Consider the following 25,912-nt stretch of genomic DNA (forward strand, 5'->3'; position numbering starts at 1 on the left):
GCTCCGGAACCGGGGCTCAACGGTCGCACACCGGGCCGGTTCCGTCCCGGTCCAGCATCAAGGCGGTGGCGATGCCACCCGCACCAGCGATGGCGCACAGCGCGCGGCCTGTCTCCATCGTTCTCAACCGATGATACGCCCGTACCGCCAGGATTGCACCCGACGCGCCGATGGGATGGCCCCGCGCCAAGGCGCCGCCCCCCGCATTCACCCGCGCCGCATCGAGCCCCAGCCGGCGGATGGCGACAAGGGCCTGGGCCGCATAGGCTTCCATCAGTTCCACATGATCCACCGAGCCCGGGGCGATGCCGAGGCGAGTGCACAGAGCCTCCACCGCCGCGATGGGCGCAAGCGCGGGAACCAGCGGGTCTCCGCCGCGCGCCAGACTCCCGGCAATCGTCACGTCCCCCGCTTGCGCCGGTCCCAGCAGGACGAGCCCGGCCGCATCCGCCTCCACCGCGATGGTGGCGGCGGTGACGCCATGGGCCGCATCCCCCGCCAGCACCGGCAGGCGCGCCATCAGCGCGGGCGAGAGGCGGCGCGCGAAGGCATCGGCGGCAAGGCCGGCCACCGGCACGATCTCGCCCTCCCCCGCCGGCACCGCCAGCGCCCGGCGGTGGCTCTCGACAGCGAACGCCTCCTGATCGGCGCGGGAGATGCCTTCCACCTCAGCCATGCCGGCGGCTGAGGCGTCGAGGGCGATCTCGCGGTCCGGCCAAGGGGTGAAGGCGGGCTGGCGATAGAAATCCGGCGCCCCATCCTTCTCGCGCGGACGGTGGGCGCGCAACGGCGCGGTGCTGAAGCTCTCCGCCCCGCCCGCCAGCACATAGCGCGCCTCTCCGGAAGCGATGCGCGCGGCGCCGAGACGGATGGCATCGAGGCCGGAGCAGCATTGGGTGTCGAGGGTGAGCGCCGGCACGCCCTCCGGCAGCCCCGCCGCCAGCGCGGCGACGCGGGCCATGTTGCCGCCGCCGGAGAGAGCGTTGCCAAGGATGACCTCGTCCACGTCCTCCGGCCCCACCCCCGCCGCCTCCAGCACCGGGCCGATCAGCGCCGCCGCAAGTTCATGGGCCGGCACGTCGCGGAAGGCGCCGCGGCGCGGGGCGACCGCCGTGCGTTTCGCGGCGAGGAGCGCGACCTTCATGGCAGAAGCTCGCAGCGCTCGGGCCACAGGCGGGCGATGGCGGGGAAATCGGTCTTGCCGGTGGGCGTCAGCGGCCAGTCGGCCACCCGCGCATAGAGGCGCGGCACCTTGAACAGGGGCAGGCGGGATTTGAGGAAGCCGATGAGGTCCGCGCGGGCAGGCGCTTCCCCGTCGGCCGTGGAGAGGAAGGCCACCAGCCGTTCGCCGCGCTTGCCGTCCGCCACGCCCAGCACGGCGGCGGCGGCGATGGCGGGGTGAGTTTCCAGCACGCGCTCCACTTCCTCAGGAAAGAGGTTCTTGCCCGAGGTGACGATCATCCGCCGGGAGCGGCCGACGAGGTGCAGGAAGCCCGCGTCGTCGAGGAAGCCCATGTCGCCGACGCTCACCTCGTCGCCCTGCACGTACAGGTCCGGGCTGTCGCCGGTGGCGTAGTCCATGAACAAAAAGGGGCTCGCCACGAACACCCGCCCGGTGCGACCCGCCGGCAGCCGCCGCCCGGCCGAATCACGGATGGAGAGGCGCACGTCCGTGAAGGCGCGGCCCACCGAGCCGGCCGGCACGTTTTCCGCCTCCTTCGCCACGGTGACGAAGGAGAGTTCGGAGGCGCCGTAGAATTCCGCAAAGGCCGCGTTCGGCAGAAGGTGCGCCAGCATCTGCCGCCGCCCCGGCGGCCATTTCGCGCCGGAGCAGAGCACGAGGGTGAGGCCCGGCAGGGTCTCGCCCTCGGCGGCGAGATGGTCCAGCAGCAGCGCGATCTGCGTCGGCACGCCATAGAGCACGGTGGCGCCATGAGCGCGGGCCAACTCAGCGGCGATGCGGGGGCGGAAGCTGGGCGAGAGCAGCACATGGGCCCCGGCATCGATGCCGCGCGCCAGCGCATAGAGGAAGAGCGAATGGGTGAGCGCGCCGGGGGCGAGGAGCACGTCGTGGGCGCCGATGCCGAATTCCGCCGTGTCCGCATCGAAGCTCGCGGTCCAGGAGCGATGCGCGCGGCGATAGCCTTTTGGCAGGCCGGTGGAGCCGGAGGTGAAGCCCACATAGAAGGGCAGGTCGGGAGCGGGCTCGGCGATTGCCTTCGCCGGGCCGGCGCCGATCGCCTCGGCGAGCCCCGCCGCGCCCTGCCCCGGATCGAGGCGGATGTCGCCCGCCTGCGCGCTCACGATCAGGCCCGGCCGGACCCGTTCCAGCACCTGCCGGCGCTGCCCCTCCGGCCAGCCGGGATCGAGGATCTGCGCCTCCCGTCCCGCGCGGGCGGCGGCGAGGAACAGCAGGGCGAGGGCCGCGCCATTGGGCAGATCGAGCCCGATGCCGCCCGCCGGCGCCCCCGCGAACCGCCCGGCGCAGCGCGCCACCAGCGCGTCGAGGGCGGCATAGGTGAGCGTTTCACCGCCGCAGGTGAGGGCCGGCGCCTCCGGCCGCTCCAGAGCGTGGCGGGCGAGGTGGCGCGTGATGCTCACGGCCGGTGCGGCGCCGCCACCGACCAGCTGCGCAGGACCGTGGTGGCGAGCACCGCGGCGCCCACCGCCTTGATGAGGTCGCCCGGCAGGAAGACGGACGTGCCGATGAAGGCCTTGGCGAGGCTGATGTTGGCCATCATCGCCAGCCCGGGAAGGCCGAACGCATAGACGGTGAGGATGCCGCCGGCGATGGCGGCGATGAGCGCCGTGGCCAACGCGGGCAGATTGCGGGCGGCGAGCCGCTCGGCGAGGAGGCCGGTGACATAGCCGCCGGCGACATAGCCGATGAGAAAGCCCGCCGTGGGGCTTGCCAGCACGCCGAGGCCGCCGCGCCCGCCGGAGAGCAGCGGCGCGCCGAGCAGCACCACGAACACGAACAGGCCCGTCGCCGCCGCCCCGGCGCGGGCGCCGAGCAGCAGGCCGGCCAGCATCACGCCGAGGCTCTGGGCGGTGATGGGCACGCCGGCCGCGAGGGGCAGATAGATGGGCGGCACGAAGCCCAAAGCCGCGATGAGGGCGGCGATGAGGGCGATGCGCACCAGCGTGCGCGTCTCGAAGATCTGGTGGTCCATGGATCTGTCCCTTTCAAATTCTGGGCTTGCGCGCGGGGCGCGAGCGCCGCGGCGCGCCGAAGCCGCGGGCATCGAGGGCTTCCGCCACCTGATCGGACATGGCGAGCGCGCCGGAGAAGAAGGCGCCAATGAGCGGCAGCCCCGGCCGGCGCGGGCTGCGCGCCCGCCAGGCCTCCTCGCGGCCCCGCCAGGTGTCGAGCAGCACCGGCACGAAGCGCAGCACCAGGGCCACCGCCAGCGCGAGGCGCTCGGGATCGAGCCCGAAGCGCCTGAGCGGGCGCATGGGCAGGGCCAGCGCATCCATCATGTCCTGCATGCGGGTGGAGAGGGTGACGAGATCGGCCAGCAGCACCATCACGGCGATGCGCAGCACGCTCGCCAGCGCCACCTCGACGGAGGCCGCCCACACCTGCAGCGCGAAGATGATGACGAGCAGCGGCAGGAGGCTCCGCCATTGGGCGAGCCGCCGCAGTCCCGGCCGGCCGAAGCTGGAAAAGACGATGAGCACGGCGGCGAGCACCATGGCCAGCAGCACCGGGCTGTCCAGCGGCACGATCAGCACCGAGAGCACCGCGAGCGCGATCAGCTTCACCCCGGCGGGCAGGCGATGCAGCAGGCTGCGGCCGGAGAGATAGCCGGCGATCACGGGAACGCCCTTCCGGCCTGCCGCCCAATCGCCAGCTCGGCGCGGGCGCGCGCGTCGGCCTCGTAGAGCGGAACGATATCGGCCGGCGCCCCGTCCGCCGCCACCTCCCCGCCCTTCAGCCAGATCACGCGCTCGAAGCCCGCGAACAGGTCCACGTCATGGCTGGCCATCACCAGGGTCACGTCGAGCGCGCCGAGACGGGATGCGAGGGTGAGGCGGGTGGTGAGGTCGAGGCTGGAGAAGGGCTCGTCCAGCAGCAGCACCGAAGGTCCGGCGGCCAGCGCCGAGAGGATACAGACGAGCTGCTTCTGCCCCTCGGACAGGTCCGACACCGCCCGATCGCCCCAGCCGGCGCAGCCGTGGCGGGCGAGCAGCCGGTCGGCGGCGGCATTGGCCTCGGCCTTGGGGGTGCCCTGCTGGATGGGGCCGAAGGCGATCTCCTCCCGCACCGAGGGGAAGATGATCTGATGATCCACGTTCTGGAACACGAAGCCCACCGTCGCCGGCAGCTTGCGGCGGTCGCGACGGGTGTCGAGCCCCTCCACCGTCACCGTGCCGGTATCCGGCAGGATCAGCCCGTTGAGGAGGCGCAGCAGGGTGGACTTGCCGGAGCCGTTGTCGCCGACGAGGCCGATGCGCCGTTCGGTGAGGGTGAGGTTGAGATTGGAGAACACCGTGCGCGCGCCACGCGTCACCTCGACCCCGGCGAGCCGCGCGAAGGGCGCGGTGGCGGGGCGCGTGTCGGCGGCGGCGGGCATCTCGCTCATGACCTCTCCTCGATAGCGCTCTTCCGATAAACGGTTCGCGCGGTGAGGCAAGAGTCCAGGCGCGCGCGCCATCGGCATGGGAGGCGCCCCGACGGTGCATCGCACACCGGAACGCCTCCAAACCCGGATTGATTTCCGCCGCCGCCGGGCGCATAAATCCCGCCGATCAAATCGATTAAAATCCGGCGCACCCGAACGCCGGAGCAGTGGAGAAAGCCATGTCCGGTCCTGCCGACCAGGGGAAAAACGGAACGATCGAGCGCAAGGGCGACCAGCCCGAGAAGCACGGCCTGAAGCTCAGGTCGCAGCTGTGGTTCGACAACCCGGACAATCCCGGCATGACCGCGCTCTATCTGGAGCGGTACCTGAATTTCGGCCTCACCCGCGAGGAATTGCAGTCCGGCAAGCCCATCATCGGCATCGCCCAGACCGGCTCGGACCTCTCCCCCTGCAACCGCCACCATCTGGACCTCGCCCACCGCGTGCGCGCCGGCATCGAGGCCATGGGCGGCGTGCCGTTCGAGTTTCCGGTACATCCCATCCAGGAGACCGGCAAGCGGCCCACCGCCGCGCTCGACCGCAACCTCGCCTATCTCGGCCTCGTGGAAATCCTCTACGGCTATCCGCTCGACGGCGTGGTGCTGACCACCGGCTGCGACAAGACCACCCCGGCCTGCATCATGGCCGCCGCCACCGTGAACATCCCGGCCATCGTGCTTTCGGGCGGGCCGATGCTGAACGGCTGGTGGAAGGGCGAGCGCACGGGCTCGGGCACCGTGGTGTGGAAGAACCGCGAGCGCTTCGCCGCCGGCGAGATCGGCTATGACGAGTTCATGGACGTGGTGGCGTCGTCCGCCCCTTCGGTGGGCCACTGCAACACCATGGGCACCGCCTCCACCATGAATGCGCTGGCGGAAGCCCTCGGCATGTCCCTGCCCGGCTGCGCCGCCATCCCCGCGCCCTATCGCGAGCGCGGGCAGATCGCCTACGACACCGGCAAGCGCATCGTGGACATGGTGTGGGAGGATCTGAAGCCCTCGCAGATCCTCACCCGCGAGGCGTTCGAGAACGCCATCCGCGTGAATTCCGCCATCGGCGGCTCCACCAACGCCCCCATCCACCTCAACGCCATCGCCCGCCATGTGGGCGTGCCGCTCTCGGTGGACGACTGGCAGGCCGTGGGCCACAAGATCCCGCTGCTGGTGAACCTCCAGCCGGCCGGCGAATATCTCGGCGAGGAATTCCACCGCGCGGGCGGCGTGCCGGCGGTGGTGGCGGAGCTGATCGAGCAGGGCAAGATCCACGAGGGCGCGCTCACCGTGAACGGGCGCACCATGGGCGAGAACTGCAAGGGCAAACTCTCCTGGGACCGCGAGGTCATCAAGCCCTATGACGCGCCCCTGAAGGAGGATGCCGGCTTCATCGTGCTGCACGGCAACCTGTTCGACAACGCGGTGATGAAGACCTCGGTGATCTCCGAGGAGTTCCGCGCCCGCTTCCTCTCCAACCCCAACGATCCGGAGGCCTTCGAGGGTCGCGCCGTGGTGTTCGACGGGCCGGAGGACTACCACCACCGCATCGACGATCCCTCGCTCGGGATCGACGAATACACCTTGCTGTTCATCCGCGGCACCGGCCCGCTCGGCTATCCCGGCGGCGCGGAGGTGGTGAACATGCAGCCGCCGGCCGCCCTCCTGAAGAAGGGCATCCATGCCCTCCCCTGTATCGGCGACGGCCGTCAGTCCGGCACCTCGGGCTCGCCCTCCATCCTCAATGCCTCGCCCGAAGCGGCGGCGGGCGGCGGCCTCGCGCTGCTCAGGACCGGCGACCGGGTGCGCATCGACCTCAACACCTGCACCGCCGACATCCTGCTCTCGCCGGAAGAGCTGGCCCAGCGCCGCGCCGACCTTCAGGGACACGGCGGCTACAAGGCGCCGGAGAGCCAGACCCCCTGGCAGGAAATCCAGCGCTCCATGGTGGCCCAGTTCGACGAGGGCATGGTGCTGAAGCCGGCTGTGAAATACCAGCACATCGCCCAGACCATGGGCGTGCCGCGCGACAACCATTGATCGCGATGCGGACGGGCGGACGGTGCTTTCCCGTCCGCCCGCCGCGGCTCTAATCTCCCCCCGCTGCCACACCCCGGCGGCGAACGGGATTGCCATCATGACCTCGCCCGCCGCGTCCTCACCCGCAGACAAGCGCCGCGCCTTCCGCTCGCTCCACGAGAGCGGCTGCTTCGTGCTGCCGAACCCGTGGGACGTGGGCACCACGCGCTATCTGGAGGCCGCCGGCTTCAAGGCGCTCGCCACCACCAGCGCGGGCTACGCCTTCTCCACCGGACGGCCGGACGGCGCCGTGGGGCGGGACGAGATGTTGGCCCACATCGCCGATCTCCTCGCGGCGACGTCTTTGCCCATGAATGCGGATTTCGAGGCGGGCTATGCGCATGATCCGGCCGGCGTCGCCGAGAGTGTCACCCTGTGCATCGAAACCGGCGTGTCCGGCCTCTCCATCGAGGATGCGACGGGGGATGCGGCGCGTCCGCTCTACGATCTCGACGACGCGGTGGCGCGGGTGCGCGCGGCGCGCAAGGCCATCGACGCGTCAGGCGCGGATGTGATCCTCACCGCCCGCGCCGAGTGCTTCCTGGTGGGCCGGACCGACCTCAATGAGGTCATCACCCGCCTGAAGGCCTATGCGGCGGCGGGGGCGGACTGCCTCTATGCGCCGGGCATCAGGACACGGGACGACATCTCCGCCGTGGTGGAGGCGGTGGCGCCGCTGCCGGTGAACGTGCTGATGCCGGGATCGACGGGGCTTTCCGTCGCCGACCTCGCCGGGCTCGGCGCGCGCCGCATCAGCGTGGGCAGCACCCTGAGCCGTGTCGCCTGGGGCGCCTTCATCGCCTCGGTGGAGGAGATCCGCGACGCCGGCACCTTCCAGAAGTTCGCGGACGCCGTGCCCTTCGCCGAGATCAACGGCTTCTTCCGCGCCGGGAGCGACACGTGATGGCCGAAGATCCCGCCATCCCCCTCGGCGCGCCCGTGGACACCCTCCCCGCCCGCCGGCCGGAACCGACGACGCTGGAGGGCCGCCACGTCCGCCTCGTGCCGTTCGATGCGGCCAAGCATTCCGCCTCGCTCTTCGCGCTCTCCCATGGGCGGGAGAAGGAGGCCCTGTGGGCCTATCTCTCCCCTGCCCCCTTCCCCGACGAAGCCGCTTTCACCGCCTATTACGCCGAAGCCGCGAAGAAGGCGGACCCGCTGCTCTTCGCCATCGAGGAAACGGGCAGCGGCCGGGCGGTGGGCCATGCCACCTACATGCGCATCGAGCCGGCGCAGCGGGTGATCGAGGTGGGCAACATCCTCTACACCCCGGCGCTCCAGCGCACGCGGGGGGCGACGGAGGCCATGTATCTCATGGCCCGCCACGCCTTCGAGGACCTCGGCTATCGCCGCTACGAATGGAAGTGCAACGCGCTCAACGCCCCCTCCCGGCAGGCGGCGGCGCGGCTCGGCTTCACCTTCGAGGGGCTGTTTCGCCAGCACATGATCGTCAAGGGCCGCAACCGGGACACCGCCTGGTTCTCCCTGCTCGACAGCGAATGGCCGCGCGCCAGGGCGGCCTTCGAGGCGTGGCTCGCGCCGGACAATTTCGATGAAAACGGCCGCCAGCTCCGGCGGCTGGAGGACATTCGCGCGGCTCTTTAACCCGCGCGACAATGAAAGAGGAAAGACCATGGGTGGACGACTTCAGGGCAAGACCGCGCTGGTGACGGCGGCGGGACAGGGCATCGGCCGCGCCATCGCGGAAACCTTCGTGCGCGAGGGCGCGAGGGTGATCGCCACCGATCTCGACGCGGGTAAGCTCGCCGGCCTCGAGGGCGCTGAGACGCGCTCGCTCGACGTTCTCTCCACCGATGCCGTGACGGCGCTCGCAAAGGAGATCGGCCCGGTCAACGTGCTGGTGAACGCCGCCGGCTACGTCCATCAGGGCACCATCTTCGAGACCAGCGAGAGGGACTGGGACTTCTCCTTCGACCTCAATGTGAAATCCATGCACCGCACCATCTCGGCCTTCCTGCCGGGCATGCTGGAGACGGGCGCGGGCTCCATCGTCAACATCGCCTCGGCCGCCTCCTCCATCCGTGGTGTGCCGAACCGCTATGCCTACGGCACCACCAAGGCGGCAGTGATCGGCCTCACCAAGGCGGTGGCCGCCGACTTCATCCTGAAGGGCGTGCGCGCCAACGCCATCTGCCCCGGCACCATCCAGTCACCCTCGCTGGACGAGCGCATCGCCGCCGTCTCGGCCCAGACCGGCCGCTCGCTCGATCAGGTGCGCGCCGATTTCATCGGCCGCCAGCCCATGGGGCGCCTCGGCACGCCGGAGGAGATCGCCGCGCTCGCGCTCTATCTCGCCTCCGACGAGAGCGCCTTCACCACGGGGCAGATCCACATCATCGACGGCGGCTGGGCGCTCTGACTCCAAGAAGGAGAACGCGTTATCCGATCTGATTGCGATGCAATCAGATCGGCGCGTGCTCTAGCGCGAAGGGATTTTCCAACATGCACATTCTGGTCATCGGCGGCGCCGGCATGGTCGGCCGCAAGCTCATCGAGCGCCTCGCCCGCGACGGCCGCCTCGGCGGCACCCCCATCACCCGCATCACCGCCCACGACGTGGTGACGCCCAAGCCCCCCGAGGCGCCGTTTCCCATCGACACCCGTGTCTCCGACATCTCCGTGCCCGGCGAGGCGGCGGCGCTGGTGGCGGACCGACCCGACGTGATCCTGCACCTCGCAGCCATCGTCTCCGGCGAGGCGGAAGCGGATTTCGAGAAGGGCTACCGCATCAATCTCGACGGCACGCGCCACCTGTTCGACGCGGTGCGGGTGATGGAAGGCTATACGCCCCGCCTCGTCTTCACCTCGTCCATCGCGGTGTTCGGCGCGCCGTTCCCGGAGGCGATCCCGGACGAATATTTCCACACGCCGCTCACGTCCTACGGCACGCAGAAGGCCATGGGCGAGCTGCTGCTGGCGGACTATACCCGGCGCGGCTTCTTCGACGGCATCGGCATCCGCCTGCCCACCATCTGCGTGCGGCCGGGCCTGCCCAACAAGGCCGCCTCTGGCTTCTTCTCCGGCATCATCCGCGAGCCGCTTGCGGGGCAGGAAGCGATCCTGCCCGTGTCGGAGGATGTCATGCACTGGCACGCCTCGCCGCGCTCGGCGGTGGGCTTCCTCATCCACGCCGCGACCCTCGACGGCGCCAGCGTCGGCACCCGCCGCAACCTCACCATGCCCGGCCTCGCCGTGACGGTGGGCGAGCAGATCGAGGCGCTGCGCGAGGTGGCCGGCGACAAGGCGGTGGCGCGCATCAAGAAGGTGCCGGATCCGGTGATCGAGACCATCGTCTCCGGCTGGCCGCGCAAGTTCGATGCCGCGCGCGCGACCGCGCTCGGCTTCAAGGCGGAAGACTCCTTCGAGGAGATCATCCGCATCCACATCGAGGACGAACTCGGCGGCAGGATCGCCGACTGAGGACGGCGTTGCGCGCGGGCGCTCCAAGCCCGCGCGGCGCCTGAGCGAAGGCGACGCCAAAGGCCCGCGCTGCCTGAGCGGAGGCAACGCCAAAAGCCCGCGCGGCGCTTGAGCGAAAGCCGTGAAAAGCTCCCGCGCGGCGCTTGAGCGAAGGCAGCGTAAAGCCCTACGCGGCCACCCCGGAGAGGCGGAGCGCGATGCGCTCCTCCAGCCGCGCGATGGCGGCGGCGATGTCCGGCAGCAGGCGGCGATAGGCGGTGCGGCGGGCAGGCGCGGGCAGGCTGCGGACCACTTCCGCGAGGCCCCAGGTCTCCAGCCGCAACAGGCCGAGGAAGGGCTGGCGACGGATGGCCCGCCGGCTCGCCTCGCCCAGCGCCACCACCACATCGAGGCGCGGCGCGCCGGAGAGCAGAAACACCCCGGCCGGCTTGGCGGAGAGGCCATCAGCGGGGATGCTCTCCGCCTCCAGCGCGGCGACGAGGGCCGGATCGACCTGGCCCGGCGTGGCAGCGGCAGCGCTGAACGGGCGCAGATCGGGATGACGATGGAGCGCCACGGCTTCCGCCATCAGGCTGAGCGCCCCGTTGTCGGGGCACAGGAAGAGCACGGTCGGACGGCCGGGCATGCGAACCCCTTCATTTATAACGGAAATCGGTAAGCATCGCGCCCCCGCGCCCGCTGCTGATTCGGCACCCTAGTCCGATGGTGGGACGAGGGTGTGACACCTTCACGAGATGCGCGGGCGGCCACTCGCGCGCCAACGGGAACGTCCTGATAAGACTGGCGTTAACCATTCCGAAAATTTTCCGGGGGATGGATCACATGCTGGCGAACGTCGTGATTCGACACGGAATTCGCGCCGGCGCGTAGAATTTCGGAGAAGAGTCATGGCCAAGAAGCCGGAAGTCACCAGTGACGAAGTGAGCAGCCTCGCCGCGAAGGCCCTTCGCGATCCGGGCAGCCTCACCCACGCGGAGATCAAGTCCCTCGCGGCTTCCGCTCTGACCCAGTCCCCCGACAAGCCCAAGCCCGCTGCTGCGAAGACTGCCAAGGCGGCGGCTCCCAAGGTTACCGCTCCCAAGGCCGCTCCCAAGGGCGCTGCTGCGAAGGCCGCGCCTGCCAAGGCCGCCGCTCCCAAGGCAGCTTCCAAGGCAGCTTCCAAGGCGGCGGCCCCCAAGACTGTGGCGCCCAAAGCCGCCGCGCCGAAGGCTGCCGCGCCGAAGGCGACCGTGGTGAAGGCCGCGGCTCCCAAGGCTCCGAAGGCGGCCAAGCCGGCGGCGGCGAAGGAAGCAGCGCCGAAGGCAGTGGCGGAGACCCCGGCCAAGGCGGCGAAGGCGAAGGCCGCGCCCAAGGCCGCAGCTGCGAAGTCTGCTGCTCCGAAGGCTGCCGCTCCGAAGGCTGCGCCCGAGGCCAAGGCTGTCGAGACGAAGGCCCCGGCCGCCAAGGCCGCCAAGCCGGCAGCCCCGAAGGCGACGAAGGCTGCCGCTCCCAAGGCCGCCGCGCCGAAGGCTCCGAAGGCCGCCCCCGCGCCCAAGACTGAGGCTCCCAAGACCGAGGCTCCCAAGACCCCCGCCCCGAAGGCCGCCCGCGCCAAGGCCGCGGCGGTGAAGACGGCGCCCGCTCCGGTCGCCAAGGCCCCGGCCAAGGCGCCCGCGAAGGCTGCCGCCAAGCCGGCCCGCGCCAAGAAGGCCTGAGAGCCGGTCCTCAACTGAGGTCGCAGAAACAGGAACGCCGCCGCCGGGCATCCCCGGCGGCGGCGTTCTCGCGTTCAGTGGTTGGCAGGATCAGGGGGTGAGGACGCCCGTGCTGCCCAGGTTGAAGATCTGGACGCGCCGGTTGATGGCGGCATGCGGATTCTTCACGTCCTGCAGGTTTTCCTCGCCGAGGCCCACGGCCTGGAGCCGGCGCGGGTCCACGCGGAAGGTGGTGGCGAGCGCCTGCATCACCGCGTCGGCGCGCTCCTGGCTGAGCTTGAGGTTGATCTCGCGGGTGCCGGTGGTGTCGGTGTTGCCCACCACGAGGAACTTGTAGCCGAGCAGGATCGGGTTGTGCATGGCATCGGCGATGGAGCCGAGCGTGCGGTAGGACGACGGCTTGATCATCGCCGAGTTGAGATCGAACTCGATCTCCACGTTGATCTGCGCCAGCTGGTCGAGCTGGATGGCCAGCGGCGGGCGGCTCTCGGGCGGGCCGGTATACTTCATGTGCGCGACGGCGAGGCCACGCAGGGCCTCGGCCGAGACGTTCGGCACATCGGCGACGCTGGCTTGAAGGCCCTGAACGATCTGGGCGTTGGAGGTGGCGACCTGGGCCGAGGCCGGCGCGGCGAGGAGCACCGGCGCCAGCAGCGCGGCGGACAGCAGCAGGGCGGAACGCATCTGGAATTTCATCTGTCCCTCCCCCTTCACTGCTGATTGTAGCCGGCGTTGATGAGGGCACTCGTGCAGGCCTGGCTCACCACCTTGGAGGCTTCAAGCAGACACGAGACGATGTTGCCGTCGCCGGGCACCATGCCGGGGCAATATTGCGCGCGGTCACGGTCGCAGACCTTGTGGACCTCGCGCTGCGCGGCGGCCCGCGCCTCGGTCATCTGGCGGATGCCCTCGTGGTTGGCGGCGCAGGCGGGGGAAAGGCGTCCCACATTCTGGCTGAGGCAGTTGTAGATGGCGCCGTTGCCCAGGTTCTGGCCGCGGCAGAGCTTCATGATGTCCTCGCCGCAATGCTGCGCCAGGAGGCCGGCGGCTTGCGCGTAACTCACGGTCTGCGCCTGGGCGCTGCCGGCGGCGCCTGCCGCGCCGAGCGCCATCAGGGCCGCGAAGGCCAATCCTCGAAGTTTCATATGTCCCCCCATAGCCCGGATTCGCGAGCTGAGGGTGAATTGACCACTCCGCCTCCCGCTTGGTCAACCAGCGGGGGCGCGGGCGTGGCGTGCTCAGGATGCCTGGCGGTAAGTTCCCGCCTCGATCTCGTCGCCGGCGGCCCCCACGAGGCCGAGGGGATCGGCGGCGAGTTCGAGATCCGGAGCCTGAGGTTCAACCTCCACCGGCGCGGGCTCATCGGTCCGGCGCGGGGCGAGCGCGAGGTGGACGACGAGCGCCGCCACGGCCATGACCGGGACCAGCATGGTCATGGCGATGAGCGGCGAGGGCAGCAGCGCCGAAAGGGACGTGCCGACGAAGCCGCTGCCGATCTGCACGAAGCCGGTCAGCGCCGAGGCGGCACCCGCGATGGAACCGAAGCCGGCCAGCGCATTGGTGGTGCAGCCGGGCAGCAGCAGGGCGCAGCCGCAGGCCCAGAAGGAGATGGGCAGCATCACGCTGAGCGTGGACAGCCCCACCACATGGGTGCCGACCGCCATGATGATCGCGCCGGTGAGCACCAGCAGCAGGCCGGGCAGGATCAGTTGCTGCGCCTTGTAGCGGTTCAGCAGCGGGCGGACGATGAGGGTGCCCAGCATGAAGGCGCCGGTCTGCATCATCATGGCGAGGCCGAAACCGGTGGGCGAGAGGCCCACGCGATCGATGAGCAGGAAGGGCACCGCTGCCGCCAGCGTGTAGATGCCGCCGAGGGCACAGCCCGCCGTCAGCGCCGCGCGCATGAAGCTGCGGTTGGACAGGAGGCGCCGGTAGCTTCGCGCGACGGCGCGGGGGGCGGCGAGGCGACGGTCCGGCGTGCGGTTGGTCTCCGGCACCCGCAGCACCAGGACCAGCATGAGGCTGAGCCCGAACACGGTCATGGCGACAAACACCGAATGCCAGCCGAATGTGCCGAGCAGCAGGCCGCCGATGGTGGGCGAGACGGCGGGGCCGATGGCGAGGATGGTGCCGATGAGGTTCATCACCCGCGCCGAGGCCTGCCCCGTATACTGGTCGCGCACCAGCGCGCGCGACAGCGCGATGCCCGCCGCCGCGCCGACGCCCTGCAGGATGCGCCCCGCCACCAGCCAGCCGATGGTCGGCGCCAGCATGGCGACGAGGGCGCCGGACAAATAGATGCCGAAGAAGCCGAGCGCCACCGGCCGCCGGCCATAGGCGTCCGACAGGGGGCCGCAGACGAGCTGGGACACGGCGAAGCCGAAGAAGAAGACGGTGAGGGTGAGCTTCACCGTAGCAATCGACGTGCCGAACACCTCCACCAGCGTCGGCAAAGCCGGGGTGTAGAGGGAGAGGCTCACCGGGCCGAGCATGACCATCATGCCGCCGATGATCGACACCTCGCGCTCGGTCATGAGCGGTGCGGGGGTGGCCCCCGCCGGAGATGGCGCCCTCACCGCCGCGCCTCCTTGAGCCGGGCCTCGCGGCCCGCGCAGTCGCGGGCGAGATTGCCGCGGATGCGGTCGAGGAACTCGCGCAGCTGCGCGCGCTCCTCATCCGAGAAGCCGCGCGTCGCCTCCTCGCGCGCCCGCGCCGCCGCCTTCTCGATCCCGTCCAGATAGGGCCGCGCCGCATCCGTGAGCACGACGATCTTGGCCCGCCGGTCGGTCGGGTCCGCCTCGCGCACCACCAGCCCCAGCGCCTCAAGGCGGTCCAGGAATCCGACCAGCGTCATGGGCTCCACGCTCATCTTCTCGGCCAGCGCAGACTGACGCAGGCCGGGATTGACGTTGATGTGCGCCAGCGCCCGCGCCTCGCCGGGGGTGAGGCCGAGGCCCGCGCCGTCGAACGCGCGGTCGATGCGGGCGCGATAGAGCCGGGCGGCATCCACGAGGACGAAACCGAGCTGGGGCGTGGCGGCGGGCGGGGGCGATCTCATAAGGGGACTATATAATAAGCTTTCCTTACCAACAAGCCGGAAACGTCCTGATGCATGTCATTGCGTGCCCGGCCCGAGGCGCTATGTGTCAATCCACATCCCTCAGGGAGATTTCGAATGCCCTGGTCCCTGACCATCGGCCGCCTCGGCGAGACCGCCATTCGCATCCACGTGACCTTCCTCCTGTTCCTGGTGTGGATCTGGGCGGCCTACTACCGGTCCGGCGGGTCGCAGGCGGCGTGGGAGGGCGTGCTGTTCGTGGCGATGCTGTTCTTCTGCGTGCTGCTGCACGAGCTGGGGCACGTGGTCGCCGCGCGCCGCTACGGGGTGAAGACGCCGGACATCACGCTCTGGCCGTTCGGCGGCATCGCCAATCTGGAGCGCATCCCGGAGAAGCCCTCGCAGGAGCTGGTGGTCGCCATCGCCGGGCCGGCGGTGAATGTGGTGATCGCCGTCGTGCTGCTGGCGGTGCTGAGCTTCACCTTGGCCGGCGGCGACCTCAAGGCGGAGGATCTGGCGAAGATCGAGGACCCGCGGACCTCCATGCTGGTCAAGCTCGCGGGGGCCAACATCTTCCTCGTGCTGTTCAACCTCATCCCGGCCTTCCCCATGGACGGCGGACGGGTGCTGCGCGCGCTGCTCGCCATGAAGATGGGCTTTGCCCGCGCCACCGCGCTCGCCGCCTCCATCGGACAGGGCCTCGCCATCGGCCTCGGGCTGCTGGGCATCTTCACCAATCCGATGCTGATGATCATCGGCGTGTTCGTCTTCCTCGCCGCCTCCGGCGAGGCCGGGCAGGTGCAGCTGAGGGAAGCCTCGCGCGGGCATATCGTGGCCGACGCCATGATCACGCATTTCGAGACGCTGGGGCCGCAATCCACCGTGGACGACGCGGCGGAGGCGCTCATCCGCTCCACCCAGAAGGAATTCCCGGTGGTGGACGGCGCCGGCCACCTGCGTGGCGTGCTCACACGCGACGCCATGATCCGGGCGCTCAAGGACCAGGGGCCGTCAACGCCCGTCATCGAGGTGATGCAGCACGACATCCCGACCGTCGAGGCGCGCTCCAAGCTCGATGCGGCGCTGAAGCTCATCACCAGCGCCCAGGTCCCCGCCGTCGGCGTGCTCGATGTCGCCGGCGGCCGGCTTGTGGGCCTGCTCACGCCGGAGAATGTGGGCGAGCTGATGATGATCCACGTGGCGCGGGATGCGCGGGCGAAGCCGGGGCCCGGCGCCGGCTGAGGGCGACGGGCCTCACACCGAGCGCATCAGCCCGCCGTCCACCTTCAGATTCTGCCCGGTGATGTAGCCGGCGCCCTCGGAGGCGAGGAAGGCCACCGTGGCAGCGATCTCGGCGCTGGTGCCATAGCGGCCCATGGGCACGCCGGCGCGGCGCTCGTCGGTCTGCGGCAGGCTGTCGATCCAGCCGGGCAGCACGTTGTTCATGCGCACGTTGTCGGCGGCATAGGTGTCGGCGAAGATCTTGGTGTAGGCGGCAAGCCCGGCGCGGAACACGGCGGAGGTGGGGAACATGGCGGCCGGCTCGAACGCCCAGGCGGTGGAGATGTTGACGATCGCCCCGCTCTTCTGCGCCACCATGATCGGGGTGACGAGGCGCACCGAGCGGATCACATTCATGAGATAAACGTCGAGGCCCTGGTGCCACTGCTCGTCGGTGATGGCGGTGATGGTGTCGCGCGGGCCGTGGCCGGCGCTGTTCACCAGCACGTCGATGCGGCCGTAGCGGGCCATCACCTGATCCACGAATTTCGCGATGTCCTCGGCCTTCTGGTTGGAGCCGGTGACACCCAGGCCGCCCAGTTCCGCCGCCAGCGCCTCGCCCTTGCCGGACGAGGACAGGATGGCAACCGCATAGCCATCCGCAGCAAGGCGCCGCGCGCATGCCGCGCCCATGCCCGAACCGCCCGCGGTGACGACGGCGACCTTGACCTCTGCCATGTTCATATTCTCCTTTTGGCGCATGTCGCGCACGTTCCCACCCGGAATGGCAGAAACGGCCACGTATAGGAAGGTCCTTCCGGCGAAGTGTCTGGTCTAACGTCCAAGTCTCCTTTATAGCCACGCTGGTTGCACTGCGAAGAGGAGCTGCTCGTGCGTGACCATCGGGGATATCGCGGGCAGGATGCTGGCGTGGTGAAAGGTAAGCGCATGCTTATGGGCGTGCTCGGCGCCTGCTTTTTCCTTTCTGCCTGCGGTGAAGCCCAGAAGCCGCAGGCGCAGGAGCCGCGGCCGGTGCGCACGGTCGTCGCCACCAACCGCGCGGCGAGCGACGCCGTGAGCCTCACCGGCGTGGTGGAAGCGCAGAACGAGGCCACCTACGGCTTCCGCATTTCCGGCCGCATCATCGACCGGCTGGTGAACGTGGGCGATCGCGTCACCGCCGGCCAGGTGCTCGCCCGCCTCGATCCGCAGGACGAGCAGAATGCGCTGCGCTCGGCCCAGGCGGCGCTCGGCGCGGCCAATGCCAACCTCACCCAGACCCGCAACCAGTATGAGCGCCAGCGCCAGCTCCTCGCCCGCGGCTTCACCCCGCGCGCCCAGTATGAGCAGGCCGAGCAGGCGTTCCTGAACGCCCGCGCGCAGGTGGACGACGCGGAAGCGCGCCTGCAGATGGCCGAGGACCGCCTCGGCTTCACCGAGCTGAAGGCCGACAGCGCCGGCGTCGTCACCCAGCGCCGGGCCGAACCGGGCGAGGTGGTGCAGGCCGGCCAGCCTGTGATCGAGGTGGCACGCCAGGACGGCCGCGACGCGGTGTTCGACGTGCCCGCCGCGCTGCTGTCCGGCATCCCCGGCGATCCCGAGGTGACGGTGGCCCTCGCTACCGATCCCGCCATCACCGCCACCGGCCGCGTGCGCGAGGTGGCCCCGCAGGCCGATCCGGTGACGCGCACCTTCCGCGTCCGTGTCGGTCTCAACAATCCGCCGGAGGCGCTGCGCCTCGGCACCACGGTGGTCGGCCGGGTGATGGTGGACCGCGGGCCGGTGGTGGAAATCCCGGCCAGCGCCCTCACCCGCCTCAACGACAAGCCCGCCGTGTGGGTGGTGGACCCCAAGTCCCAGACGGTGGCGCTGCGCACCATCGAGGTGCTGCGCTTCGGCCCGGCGTCCGTCAGCGTCGGCGAGGGGCTGAAGCCCTCCGAGATCGTGGTGACGGCGGGCGTGCAGGCCCTGCACCCGGGCCAGAAGGTGCGCCTGCTCGCCACCCCGGCGGGAGCCAGCCTGTGAGCGGCGGCTTCAACCTTTCAGCCTGGGCGCTGAAACACCGATCCGTCATCCTCTATCTCATGGCCATCTCCGTGGTGGCCGGCGTGATGGCGTTCCGCAACCTCGGCCGGGCGGAAGACCCGACCTTCGTCATCAAGACCATGGTGGTGCAGGCCAACTGGCCCGGCGCCACCTTGGAGGAGACCTTCCGGCAGGTGACGGAGCGGCTGGAGCGCAAGCTCCAGGAGGTGCCGCAGCTCAACTTCCTGGAGAGCTACACCAAGCCCGGCGTCACCACCGTGTTCGTGCACCTGAAGGGCTCGGCCACCGCCTCCGAGGTACCGGACATCTGGTATCACGTGCGGAAAAGCATCGCCGACATCCGCCACACCCTGCCCCAGGGCATCGTGGGGCCGTTCTTCAACGACGAGTTCGGCGACACCTTCGGCATCATCTACGGCTTCACGGCGGACGGCTTCTCCCATCGCGAGCTGCGCGACTATGTGGAGGAGGCGCGCTCCGAGCTGCTGCACGTGCCGGACGTGTCGAAGATCGAGATCCTCGGCGCGCAGGACGAGCGCATCTTCATTGAATTCTCCATGGCCGAGCTGGCAAGCCTCGGCATCGACCGGCAGGCGGTGCTCTCGGCGCTGGCGGCGCAGAACATCGTGCGCCCCTCGGGAGAGATCCAGACCGGCAAGGAGAACATCTCCATCCGCGTTTCCGGCGCCTTCGCCTCGGAAGCCGACATCGCCAACGTGAATCTGGCGGTGAACGGACGCCTCATCCGCCTTGCCGACATCGCCACCATCCGCCGCGGCTTCGCCGATCCGCCCCAGCCCATGTTCCGGGTGAACGGCAAGGATGCCATCGGCCTCGCCATCGCCATGCGCGACGGCGGCGACATCCTCGCCATGGGCGCCAACATCGACCGCGCCATGACGCGCATCCTCGCGAACATGCCCGTAGGCATCGACGCAACGCTGGTGGCCGATCAGGCGGTGACCGTGAAGAGCGCCATCTCCGAATTCATGGAGAGCCTGTGGCAGGCCGTGGGCATCATCCTCGTGGTGTCGTTCATCGCGCTCGGGGTGCGGGCGGGGGCCATCGTGGCGCTCGCCATCCCGCTTACCCTCGCCATCGTCTTCGCGCTGATGCAGCTCGCGCATATCGACATGCAGCGCATCTCGCTGGGCGCCCTCATCATCGCGCTGGCGCTGATGGTGGACGACGCCATGACCACCACCGACGCGACGCTGACCCGCCTCGCGGCCGGCGACGACCCGCCCACCGCCGCCTCCTACGCCTTCAAGGCCTATGCGGCGGCCATGCTCGCGGGCACGCTGGTGACGGTGGCGGGCTTCGTGCCGGTGGGCTTCGCGGCCTCCTCGGCGGGCGAATACACCTTCACCTTGTTCGCGGTGGTGGGCATCGCGCTCCTCGTCTCGTGGATCGTGGCCGTGCTGTTCGCGCCGCTCCTCCAGGTGCTCATCCTGCGCGCGCCGGCGAAGGACAAGATCCCCGATCCCGACGCCTCGCCGAAAGGCGTGATGGGGATGTACCGGTCGTTCCTCATCCTGTGCCTGCGCCTGCGCTGGGTGACGCTCGCCGTCACCGCCGGCCTGTTCGTGCTCTCCGTGCTGGCGCTGCCGCTGATCCCCCGCCAGTTCTTCCCCTCCTCCGACCGGCCCGAGCTGCTGGTGGATCTCGCCTCGCCGCAGAACGCCTCCATCTACGCCTCGCAGAGCGTCGCCGAGGCGTTCGACAAGGTGCTGGCCAATGATCCGGACGTGGCCCGCTGGTCCACCTATGTGGGCCGTGGCGCCATCCGCTTCTATCTGCCCCTCGACGTGCAGCTGCCCAACGACTTCTTCGCCCAGAGCGTGATCGTGGCCAAGGACGTGGCCGCCCGCGAGCGGCTGCGCGTGAAGCTGGAGAAGGTGCTCGCCACCGACTTCCCGCAGCTCGTGGCGCGCATCTCGCCGCTGGAGCTGGGGCCGCCCGTGGGCTGGCCGGTGCAGTATCGCGTCTCCGGCCCGGAGATCGAGAAGGTGCGCGCCATCGCCTTCGACCTCGCCAAGGTGATGGCCGAGAACCCCGAGGTGGAGACGGTCAACTACAACTGGATCGAGCCCGCCCGGCAGGTCTCCATCCGCGTGGACCAGGACGAGGCGCGGCTGCTGGGCCTCTCCACCGCGCAGCTGGCCGGCGTGCTCAACACCGTGCTCTCCGGCCAGCCGGTGACGCAGGTGCGCGACGACATCTATCTCGTCAACGTGGTGGCCCGCGCCACCGACGAGGAGCGCGTGTCGCTGGCCTCCCTCGCCACCCTTCAGGTGCCGCTGCCCAACGGGCGCACCGTGCCCCTCTCGCAGATCGCCACCTTCGAATACGGACAGGACTATCCCGCCATCTGGCGGCGCGACCGGGTGCCGACGCTCACCGTCCAGTCGGACGTGAAGCGCGGCGTGCTGCCCGAGAGCGTGGTGGAAAAGCTCGATCCGAGGATCGAGGCCCTGCGCCGCACGCTGCCGGCCGGCTACGCCATCACCACCGGCGGCACGGTGGAGGAGAGCGCGTCCTCCCTCGCCTCTGTCGTCGCCGTGGTGCCGGTGATGCTGCTGCTCATGTTCACCGTGCTGATGTTCGAGCTAAAGAGCTTCCAGCGGCTCGTCATCGTGCTGTCGGTAGCGCCGCTCGGCCTCATCGGCGTGGTGGCGGCGCTGCTCGCCTCCGGCCGGCCGCTGGGCTTCGTCGCCATTCTCGGCGTGCTGGCGCTCATCGGCATGATCACCAAGAACGCGGTCATCCTCATCGGCCAGATCGAGGCGGACCGCGCGGCGGGCAAGAGCGTGTGGGATGCGGTGGTCTCCGCCTCCTCCATGCGTTTCCGGCCCATCATGCTCACGGCAGTGTCCACGGTGCTCGGCATGATCCCCATCGCGCCCACCGTGTTCTGGGGGCCCATGGCCTTCGCCATCATGGGCGGATTGCTGGTGGGCACGCTTCTGACGCTCATCTTCCTGCCGGCGCTTTACGTGGCGTGGTTCGGACCCGACACCGGGCCGGAGCGCGTCGCGGGCGCGGGAAAGACAGCGCCGGTCAAGACGCAGCCGGCCTGACCGGCACGCGGATGGCGGGCCTGACCCGCCGCCGCCAAGGATCAAGAACACAGACGACCCGAGGATCGCCCGCCCACGCCAAACGGCGACAGGCCCGCACCAGATGCGGCCTGCTTGTGAATGAGGTCTCAGATGGAACGGGAACCGGTACTCGTCGATCTCGCCCTGCAGGGCGGCGGCTCCCACGGGGCCTTCACCTGGGGGGTGCTCGACCGGCTCCTCGACGAGCGCTGGCTCGAGATCGAGGGCGTCTCCGGCACCTCGGCGGGCGCCATGAACGCCGCCGTGCTGGCGGACGGCTTCGCCGCCGGCGGCCGCGAGGGCGCCAAGCTCGCCCTTGAGAGCTACTGGACCCACGTCTCGGAGGCCGCGCGCTTCAGCCCGTTCAAGCGCTCGCCCTTCGACAAGATGCTCGGCCGCTGGTCCATGGACACCGCGCCGGGCTTCCTGATGATGGATTTCATGACGCGCATGTTCTCGCCCTACCAGTACAATCCCCTGGGCGGGAACGCGCTGGCGCCGATCCTCGAAAAGCAGATCGACTTCGAGCGGCTGCGCGCCTCCCCGATCAAGGTGTTCATCACCGCCACCAACGTCCGCACCGGCCGCCCGCGCGTGTTCCGCAACGCCGAGATCACGCCCGACGTGCTGATGGCCTCCGCCTGCCTGCCCACCCTCTTCCAGGCGGTGGAGATCGACGGCGAGGCCTATTGGGACGGCGGCTATTCCGGCAACCCGACGCTGGCGCCGCTGGTGAGCGAGCTGAAATCCGACGACACCATCCTCGTGCCCATCAACCCGCTGGAGCGGCCGGGCACGCCCAAGACGCCGGGCGAAATCCTCAATCGTCTCAACGAGGTGTCGTTCAACTCGGTGGCGGTCAAGGAACTCTACATGATGGCTCTGCTCCAGCGCCACGTGCACGAGCTTTCCGGCGACTCGGAAGCCTGCAACTGGGCGCGGATGCGGGTGCATGTGGTGCGCAACCCCATCATGAACGAGCTGGGCTTCTCCTCGAAGCTCAATGCCGAGTGGGACTTCCTCACCTGGCTGAGGGACGAGGGGCGCAAGGCCGCAGACCTTTTCCTGACAGAGCACGGTGCCGACATCGGCAAGGCCTCCACCGTCAATTTCGACCAGCTGATGGCGGAGCTCTGATCCATGGGTCTCATCGGCATTCTGGTCGGCCTCGCCGTCCTCATCTTCCTGGCCTTCCGCGGCTCCTCCATCCTCATCCTCGCGCCCATCGCGGGCCTGATCGCGGCCGCCTTCTCCGGCGAGCCGCTGCTCGCGAGCTGGACGCAGACCTTCATGCGCAACGCGGCGGATTTCGTCGCGCAATTCTTCCCGCTGTTCCTGCTGGGGGCAGTATTCGGCAAGCTGATGGAGGATTCCGGCTCGGTCACCTCCATCGCCAACTACATGACGGAAAAGCTCGGCCCCAGCCGCGCCATCCTCGCGGTGGTGCTGGCCGGCGCCATCGTCACCTATGGCGGCGTGTCGCTGTTCGTCGCCTTCTTCGTGCTCGCGCCCATGGGCGTCGCCTTGTTCCGCGCGGCCGGCGTGCCGCGCCGCCTGATGCCGGCGGCCATCGCGCTCGGCACCTCCACCTTCACCATGTCGGCCATGCCCGGCACGCCCTCCATCCAGAACGCCATCCCCATGCCGTTCTTCGGCACCACGCCGTTCGCGGCGCCGGGGCTCGGCATCATCGCCTCGCTCATCATGCTCGGCTTCGGCATGTGGTGGCTGAAGCGGCGGGAGAATGCCGCCCGCGCGGCCGGCGAGGGCTTCGGCTCCCTCATCGCCGCCCCGGATGAAAGCGCGGACCTCGCGGCGGACGACCCCATCGTGCGCGAGCGCGCCTCCACGGCCGGCCCGTTCGATCCCTCCGAAATCCATTCCAGCGATGAATCCCCCCGCGCGCCGCCCATCCTGCTGGCGGCGCTGCCCATCGTGGTGGTGATCGTCGTCAACCTGCTCATGTCCTTCGTGGTGCTGCCGCGCATGGACGTGAGCTTCCTCGCCGATCCCCAGTGGGGCGGCGTGACGCTTTCGGCGGTGGGTGGCGTGTGGTCGGTGATCGTGGCGCTGGCGGCGGCCATCGTCACCTGCATCATCATCAACTTCACCAGCGTGCCGGAGCTGCGCGCCACTATGACGGCGGGCGCCAATGCCTCGGTGCTGCCCATCCTGTCGGTGGCGAGCCTCGTCGGCTTCGGCGCCATCGTCGCGGCGCTGCCCGCCTTCACCGACGTGCGCAACTTCGTGCTGGGCATCGAGGGCGGGCCGCTGGTGTCGCTAGCGGTGGCCACCAACATCCTCGCCGCCCTCACCGGCTCGGCCTCCGGCGGCCTCACCATCGCCCTCGACGCGCTGGGGCCGACCTACATGAAGATCGCCCACGAGATCGGCATGGACCCGTCCCTCATGCACCGCGTCGCCGTCATCGGCTCCGGCACGCTGGACAGCCTGCCCCACAACGGCGCAGTGGTGACGCTGCTCTCCGTGTGCGGCGTGACCCACAAGGAAGGCTACCTCGACATCGTGATGGCCGCCGTGGTGGGCGCCCTCATCGCGCTGGCCGTGGTGATCGGGCTCGGCACGCTGGTCGGCAGCTTCTGAGCGGAAGGGGACGAGGCGATGCGCAAGGCGATCGTACGGCTGGTGACGCTGAGCCGCTGGGCCATGGTGCCGCTGTTCGCGGGGCTCTCGGTGGCGCTCGCCTTGCTCGTCGTCGCCTTCCTTCTGGAACTCGTGCGCTTCGCCATCGCCCTGCCGAGCATGAACGAGACGCACGTCATCATGGGCATCCTCACCCTCATCGACCTTGCCCTGGTGGGCGGGCTGCTGGTGGTGGTGATCTCCTCCGGCTACGAGAATTTCGTCGAGAAGATCGACCGCGCCGACACGCCCTCCTCGCCGGTCTGGATGACGCGCATCTCCTTCTCGGGGCTGAAGCTGAAGCTGTTCGCCTCGCTCATGGCCATCACCGGCATCACGCTCCTGAAGGCGCTGATGCGGCTGGAGACGGACGTGAGCGAGGCGCAGGTGAAGTGGCTGGTGGTCGCCAACATCATCTTCGTCGCCGCCTACGCCGTTCTGGCGCTGACCGACCGCTTCCACCCCTCCTCGCGCGAGGATTGAGGGGGCGATCCCGGCTCACGGAGCCGCCCCACCCCTCCCCCAGCGTCACGTCCCAGCCGCGGCAAAGGCGCGCGATGTCTGGACTGGCGCGGCAAAATCGCTAATTTCGCGCCGCCGCCGGGCCGCATCCGCCACCCGGCAACCACCATTTCAAGCCGAACCTCATTTGCGGCAGCTCATTTCCGCGCGGGTTCGCCTGTTGACCGCCGAAGGACGTCGCGCCCCGTGACCCAAAACGCCCCCCAGCTTTCCCTGTCCCGCGACAAGATCAAGGTGCTGCTGCTCGAAGGCGTCAACGACAGCGCCGTCGAGATGATGCTCGCCGCCGGCTACACCAACCTCACCCGCCTGCCCAAGGCGCTGGACGGGGAGGCGCTGAAGGAGGCGCTGAAGGGCGTCTACCTGCTCGGCATCCGCTCGCGCACCCAGATCACCGCCGACGTGCTGGAGGCGGCGGACCGGCTCATCGCCATCGGCTGCTTCAGCGTCGGCACCAACCAGGTGGACATCGACGCCACCCGCATCGCCGGCATCCCGGTGTTCAACGCGCCCTTCTCCAACACCCGCAGCGTGGCGGAGCTGGTGATCGGCGAGATCGTGATGCTGCTGCGCCGCATCCCCAACCGCTCCGCCGCCGCCCATGAGGGCCTGTGGGACAAGTCGGCCACCGACAGCCACGAGGTGCGCGGCAAGACGCTGGGCATCATCGGCTACGGCAATATCGGCTCGCAGCTCTCCAACCTCGCCGAGGCGATGGGCATGCGGGTGATCTATTACGATCACACCGACAAGCTCCGCCACGGCAACACCGAGCCGGTGGCGACCATGGCCGAGGTGCTCTCCCAGAGCGACGTGGTGAGCCTGCACGTGCCCGAGACCCCCGCCACCCACGGGCTGATCGGCCGCGCCGAGATCGCCGCCATGAAGAAGGGCGCCTATCTCATCAACAACAGCCGCGGCACGGTGGTGGACCTCGACACCCTCGCCGACGCGCTGAAGGAAGGCCGCCTGCGCGGCGCGGCGGTGGACGTGTTCCCCGTGGAGCCCAGCGCCAACGGCCAGAAGTTCGTCTCCCCGCTGCAGGGCCTGCCCAACGTCATCCTCACGCCGCACATCGGCGGCTCCACCGAGGAGGCGCAGGAGCGCATCGGCGCCGAGGTGGCCCGCAAGCTGCTCGACTACTCGGACACCGGCTCCACCATGGGCGCGGTGAACTTCCCGCAGGTGCAGCTGCCGGCGCGTCCCACCGGCACCCGCTTCATCCAGGTTCAGCGCAACCTGCCGGGCATGCTCGGCCGCCTCAACGAGGTGCTGGCCCGCCACGCGGTCAACATCGCCGCGCAGTATTACGAGACCAATGCCGACATCGGCTATGTGGTGCTCGATGCGGACGCCTCCGCCGTGGACAGCCAGGCCATCCTCGCCGAGATCCGCGCGCTGGAAGGCACCATCCGCGCCCGCCTGCTCTACGAATACAAGGCCTGAGCGGCAGCCTCTGCCCATACGGCCGAGAGATGCGGAACAGACCGCG

The 25,912-nt window shown here is 69.7% G+C and carries 24 protein-coding genes; 13 read left to right on the forward strand and 11 right to left on the reverse strand.

Features of this window, described 5'->3' with window-relative positions; translation table 11 throughout:
- Positions 1-16: 16 nt before the first annotated feature.
- The 5 genes from A37E_RS0106215 to A37E_RS0106235 are packed head-to-tail and all read right to left on the reverse strand — an operon-like array spanning position 17 to position 4,586.
- Positions 17-1,144, reverse strand: a complete 1,128-nt coding sequence (locus A37E_RS0106215) for a thiolase family protein (RefSeq protein ID WP_029555818.1) — start codon at positions 1,142-1,144, stop codon at positions 17-19.
- Complete coding sequence (locus tag A37E_RS0106220) at positions 1,141-2,601, reverse strand: AMP-binding protein (protein ID WP_029555819.1); 1,461 nt, start codon at positions 2,599-2,601, stop codon at positions 1,141-1,143. Before A37E_RS0106220 ends, A37E_RS0106215 begins: the two co-directional genes overlap by 4 nt.
- Entirely contained in the window at positions 2,598-3,173 is a 576-nt protein-coding gene (locus tag A37E_RS0106225; RefSeq protein WP_029555820.1) for a BioY family transporter, read from the reverse strand. The genes A37E_RS0106220 and A37E_RS0106225 overlap by 4 nt, the downstream gene beginning before the upstream one ends.
- 13 nt (positions 3,174-3,186) lie before the next feature.
- Positions 3,187-3,819 carry an energy-coupling factor transporter transmembrane component T gene (locus A37E_RS0106230; protein WP_029555821.1) on the reverse strand — a complete coding sequence of 211 codons (633 nt, stop codon included), beginning with the start codon at positions 3,817-3,819 and terminating at the stop codon, positions 3,187-3,189.
- On the reverse strand, positions 3,816-4,586 hold the full coding sequence (locus A37E_RS0106235) for an ABC transporter ATP-binding protein (RefSeq protein WP_197022940.1): 771 nt from the start codon (positions 4,584-4,586) through the stop codon (positions 3,816-3,818). Before A37E_RS0106235 ends, A37E_RS0106230 begins: the two co-directional genes overlap by 4 nt.
- Positions 4,587-4,804: 218 nt before the next feature.
- Here A37E_RS0106235 and A37E_RS0106240 point away from each other — a divergent pair, with 218 nt between their 5' ends.
- From A37E_RS0106240 to denD, 5 genes are all read left to right on the forward strand, one after another.
- Positions 4,805-6,655: an IlvD/Edd family dehydratase gene (locus tag A37E_RS0106240; protein WP_245279278.1), complete on the forward strand. Its 1,851-nt coding sequence runs from the start codon at positions 4,805-4,807 to the stop codon at positions 6,653-6,655.
- Between the two features lie 97 nt (positions 6,656-6,752).
- Positions 6,753-7,598: an isocitrate lyase/phosphoenolpyruvate mutase family protein gene (locus A37E_RS0106245; RefSeq protein WP_029555824.1), complete on the forward strand. Its 846-nt coding sequence runs from the start codon at positions 6,753-6,755 to the stop codon at positions 7,596-7,598.
- Entirely contained in the window at positions 7,598-8,299 is a 702-nt protein-coding gene (locus A37E_RS0106250) for a GNAT family protein (protein WP_029555825.1), read from the forward strand. The genes A37E_RS0106245 and A37E_RS0106250 overlap by 1 nt, the downstream gene beginning before the upstream one ends.
- Before the next feature lie 28 nt (positions 8,300-8,327).
- Positions 8,328-9,074, forward strand: a complete 747-nt coding sequence (locus A37E_RS0106255; protein ID WP_029555826.1) for an SDR family oxidoreductase — start codon at positions 8,328-8,330, stop codon at positions 9,072-9,074.
- 83 nt (positions 9,075-9,157) lie between these two features.
- Positions 9,158-10,135, forward strand: a complete 978-nt coding sequence (gene denD, locus A37E_RS0106260; protein ID WP_029555827.1) for a D-erythronate dehydrogenase — start codon at positions 9,158-9,160, stop codon at positions 10,133-10,135.
- A gap of 166 nt (positions 10,136-10,301) precedes the next feature.
- Here the strand turns inward: denD and A37E_RS25850 are convergent, their stop codons facing one another.
- On the reverse strand, positions 10,302-10,760 hold the full coding sequence (locus tag A37E_RS25850) for a hypothetical protein (protein ID WP_051678830.1): 459 nt from the start codon (positions 10,758-10,760) through the stop codon (positions 10,302-10,304).
- Positions 10,761-11,022: 262 nt separating this feature from the next.
- On the opposite strand from A37E_RS25850, the gene A37E_RS25185 reads away from it, so the two are divergent.
- Entirely contained in the window at positions 11,023-11,829 is an 807-nt protein-coding gene (locus A37E_RS25185; protein WP_197022941.1) for a hypothetical protein, read from the forward strand.
- 90 nt (positions 11,830-11,919) lie between these two features.
- Here the strand turns inward: A37E_RS25185 and A37E_RS0106275 are convergent, their stop codons facing one another.
- From A37E_RS0106275 to A37E_RS0106290, 4 genes are all read right to left on the reverse strand, one after another.
- Positions 11,920-12,525 carry an OmpA family protein gene (locus A37E_RS0106275; protein ID WP_038192704.1) on the reverse strand — a complete coding sequence of 202 codons (606 nt, stop codon included), beginning with the start codon at positions 12,523-12,525 and terminating at the stop codon, positions 11,920-11,922.
- A gap of 14 nt (positions 12,526-12,539) precedes the next feature.
- Positions 12,540-12,974, reverse strand: coding sequence for a hypothetical protein (locus A37E_RS0106280; protein ID WP_029555831.1), 435 nt, complete (start codon positions 12,972-12,974; stop codon positions 12,540-12,542).
- A gap of 93 nt (positions 12,975-13,067) precedes the next feature.
- The gene (locus A37E_RS0106285; RefSeq protein WP_029555832.1) at positions 13,068-14,405 is read right to left on the reverse strand and encodes a multidrug effflux MFS transporter; all 1,338 of its coding nucleotides are present in this window, start codon (positions 14,403-14,405) and stop codon (positions 13,068-13,070) included.
- The gene (locus A37E_RS0106290) at positions 14,402-14,887 is read right to left on the reverse strand and encodes a MarR family transcriptional regulator (protein WP_029555833.1); all 486 of its coding nucleotides are present in this window, start codon (positions 14,885-14,887) and stop codon (positions 14,402-14,404) included. Before A37E_RS0106290 ends, A37E_RS0106285 begins: the two co-directional genes overlap by 4 nt.
- Positions 14,888-15,004: 117 nt before the next feature.
- Between A37E_RS0106290 and A37E_RS0106295 the strand changes: the two genes are divergently transcribed.
- Positions 15,005-16,129 (forward strand): site-2 protease family protein, encoded by a 1,125-nt coding sequence (locus tag A37E_RS0106295; protein WP_029555834.1) that lies wholly within the window; start codon positions 15,005-15,007, stop codon positions 16,127-16,129.
- Between the two features lie 12 nt (positions 16,130-16,141).
- Here A37E_RS0106295 and A37E_RS0106300 read toward each other — a convergent pair whose 3' ends face one another.
- Positions 16,142-16,846 (reverse strand): SDR family oxidoreductase, encoded by a 705-nt coding sequence (locus tag A37E_RS0106300; protein WP_029555835.1) that lies wholly within the window; start codon positions 16,844-16,846, stop codon positions 16,142-16,144.
- A gap of 192 nt (positions 16,847-17,038) precedes the next feature.
- Between A37E_RS0106300 and A37E_RS0106305 the strand changes: the two genes are divergently transcribed.
- The 6 genes from A37E_RS0106305 (at position 17,039) to serA (ending at position 25,866) form a co-directional block, all read left to right on the forward strand.
- Positions 17,039-18,133 (forward strand): efflux RND transporter periplasmic adaptor subunit, encoded by a 1,095-nt coding sequence (locus A37E_RS0106305; protein WP_245279279.1) that lies wholly within the window; start codon positions 17,039-17,041, stop codon positions 18,131-18,133.
- Positions 18,130-21,234 (forward strand): efflux RND transporter permease subunit, encoded by a 3,105-nt coding sequence (locus A37E_RS0106310; RefSeq protein ID WP_038192708.1) that lies wholly within the window; start codon positions 18,130-18,132, stop codon positions 21,232-21,234. The genes A37E_RS0106305 and A37E_RS0106310 overlap by 4 nt, the downstream gene beginning before the upstream one ends.
- Positions 21,235-21,366: 132 nt before the next feature.
- The gene (locus A37E_RS0106315; protein ID WP_029555838.1) at positions 21,367-22,392 is read left to right on the forward strand and encodes a patatin-like phospholipase family protein; all 1,026 of its coding nucleotides are present in this window, start codon (positions 21,367-21,369) and stop codon (positions 22,390-22,392) included.
- A gap of 3 nt (positions 22,393-22,395) precedes the next feature.
- Positions 22,396-23,859, forward strand: a complete 1,464-nt coding sequence (locus tag A37E_RS0106320) for a GntP family permease (protein WP_029555839.1) — start codon at positions 22,396-22,398, stop codon at positions 23,857-23,859.
- An 18-nt stretch (positions 23,860-23,877) separates the two neighbouring features.
- Complete coding sequence (locus A37E_RS0106325; protein ID WP_029555840.1) at positions 23,878-24,381, forward strand: YqhA family protein; 504 nt, start codon at positions 23,878-23,880, stop codon at positions 24,379-24,381.
- Between the two features lie 225 nt (positions 24,382-24,606).
- On the forward strand, positions 24,607-25,866 hold the full coding sequence (gene serA / locus A37E_RS0106330; protein WP_029555841.1) for a phosphoglycerate dehydrogenase: 1,260 nt from the start codon (positions 24,607-24,609) through the stop codon (positions 25,864-25,866).
- Positions 25,867-25,912 lie beyond the last annotated feature (46 nt).

The sequence above is a fragment of the Xanthobacter sp. 91 genome (genome assembly GCF_000702385.1).
Lineage (GTDB): Bacteria > Pseudomonadota > Alphaproteobacteria > Rhizobiales > Xanthobacteraceae > Xanthobacter > Xanthobacter aminoxidans.

Coding starts and splice junctions, on each gene's coding strand:
- A37E_RS0106290 (WP_029555833.1), bottom strand. CDS start 14,887: ATGAGATCGCCCCCGCCCGCCGCCACGCCCCAGCTCGGTTTCGTCCTC.
- A37E_RS25185 (WP_197022941.1), top strand. CDS start 11,023: ATGGCCAAGAAGCCGGAAGTCACCAGTGACGAAGTGAGCAGCCTCGCC.
- A37E_RS25850 (WP_051678830.1), bottom strand. CDS start 10,760: ATGCCCGGCCGTCCGACCGTGCTCTTCCTGTGCCCCGACAACGGGGCG.
- A37E_RS0106225 (WP_029555820.1), bottom strand. CDS start 3,173: ATGGACCACCAGATCTTCGAGACGCGCACGCTGGTGCGCATCGCCCTC.
- A37E_RS0106280 (WP_029555831.1), bottom strand. CDS start 12,974: ATGAAACTTCGAGGATTGGCCTTCGCGGCCCTGATGGCGCTCGGCGCG.
- A37E_RS0106325 (WP_029555840.1), top strand. CDS start 23,878: ATGCGCAAGGCGATCGTACGGCTGGTGACGCTGAGCCGCTGGGCCATG.
- A37E_RS0106250 (WP_029555825.1), top strand. CDS start 7,598: ATGGCCGAAGATCCCGCCATCCCCCTCGGCGCGCCCGTGGACACCCTC.
- A37E_RS0106245 (WP_029555824.1), top strand. CDS start 6,753: ATGACCTCGCCCGCCGCGTCCTCACCCGCAGACAAGCGCCGCGCCTTC.
- A37E_RS0106240 (WP_245279278.1), top strand. CDS start 4,805: ATGTCCGGTCCTGCCGACCAGGGGAAAAACGGAACGATCGAGCGCAAG.
- A37E_RS0106300 (WP_029555835.1), bottom strand. CDS start 16,846: ATGGCAGAGGTCAAGGTCGCCGTCGTCACCGCGGGCGGTTCGGGCATG.
- A37E_RS0106315 (WP_029555838.1), top strand. CDS start 21,367: ATGGAACGGGAACCGGTACTCGTCGATCTCGCCCTGCAGGGCGGCGGC.
- A37E_RS0106235 (WP_197022940.1), bottom strand. CDS start 4,586: ATGAGCGAGATGCCCGCCGCCGCCGACACGCGCCCCGCCACCGCGCCC.
- A37E_RS0106295 (WP_029555834.1), top strand. CDS start 15,005: ATGCCCTGGTCCCTGACCATCGGCCGCCTCGGCGAGACCGCCATTCGC.
- A37E_RS0106255 (WP_029555826.1), top strand. CDS start 8,328: ATGGGTGGACGACTTCAGGGCAAGACCGCGCTGGTGACGGCGGCGGGA.
- A37E_RS0106320 (WP_029555839.1), top strand. CDS start 22,396: ATGGGTCTCATCGGCATTCTGGTCGGCCTCGCCGTCCTCATCTTCCTG.
- A37E_RS0106215 (WP_029555818.1), bottom strand. CDS start 1,144: ATGAAGGTCGCGCTCCTCGCCGCGAAACGCACGGCGGTCGCCCCGCGC.
- denD (WP_029555827.1), top strand. CDS start 9,158: ATGCACATTCTGGTCATCGGCGGCGCCGGCATGGTCGGCCGCAAGCTC.
- A37E_RS0106275 (WP_038192704.1), bottom strand. CDS start 12,525: ATGAAATTCCAGATGCGTTCCGCCCTGCTGCTGTCCGCCGCGCTGCTG.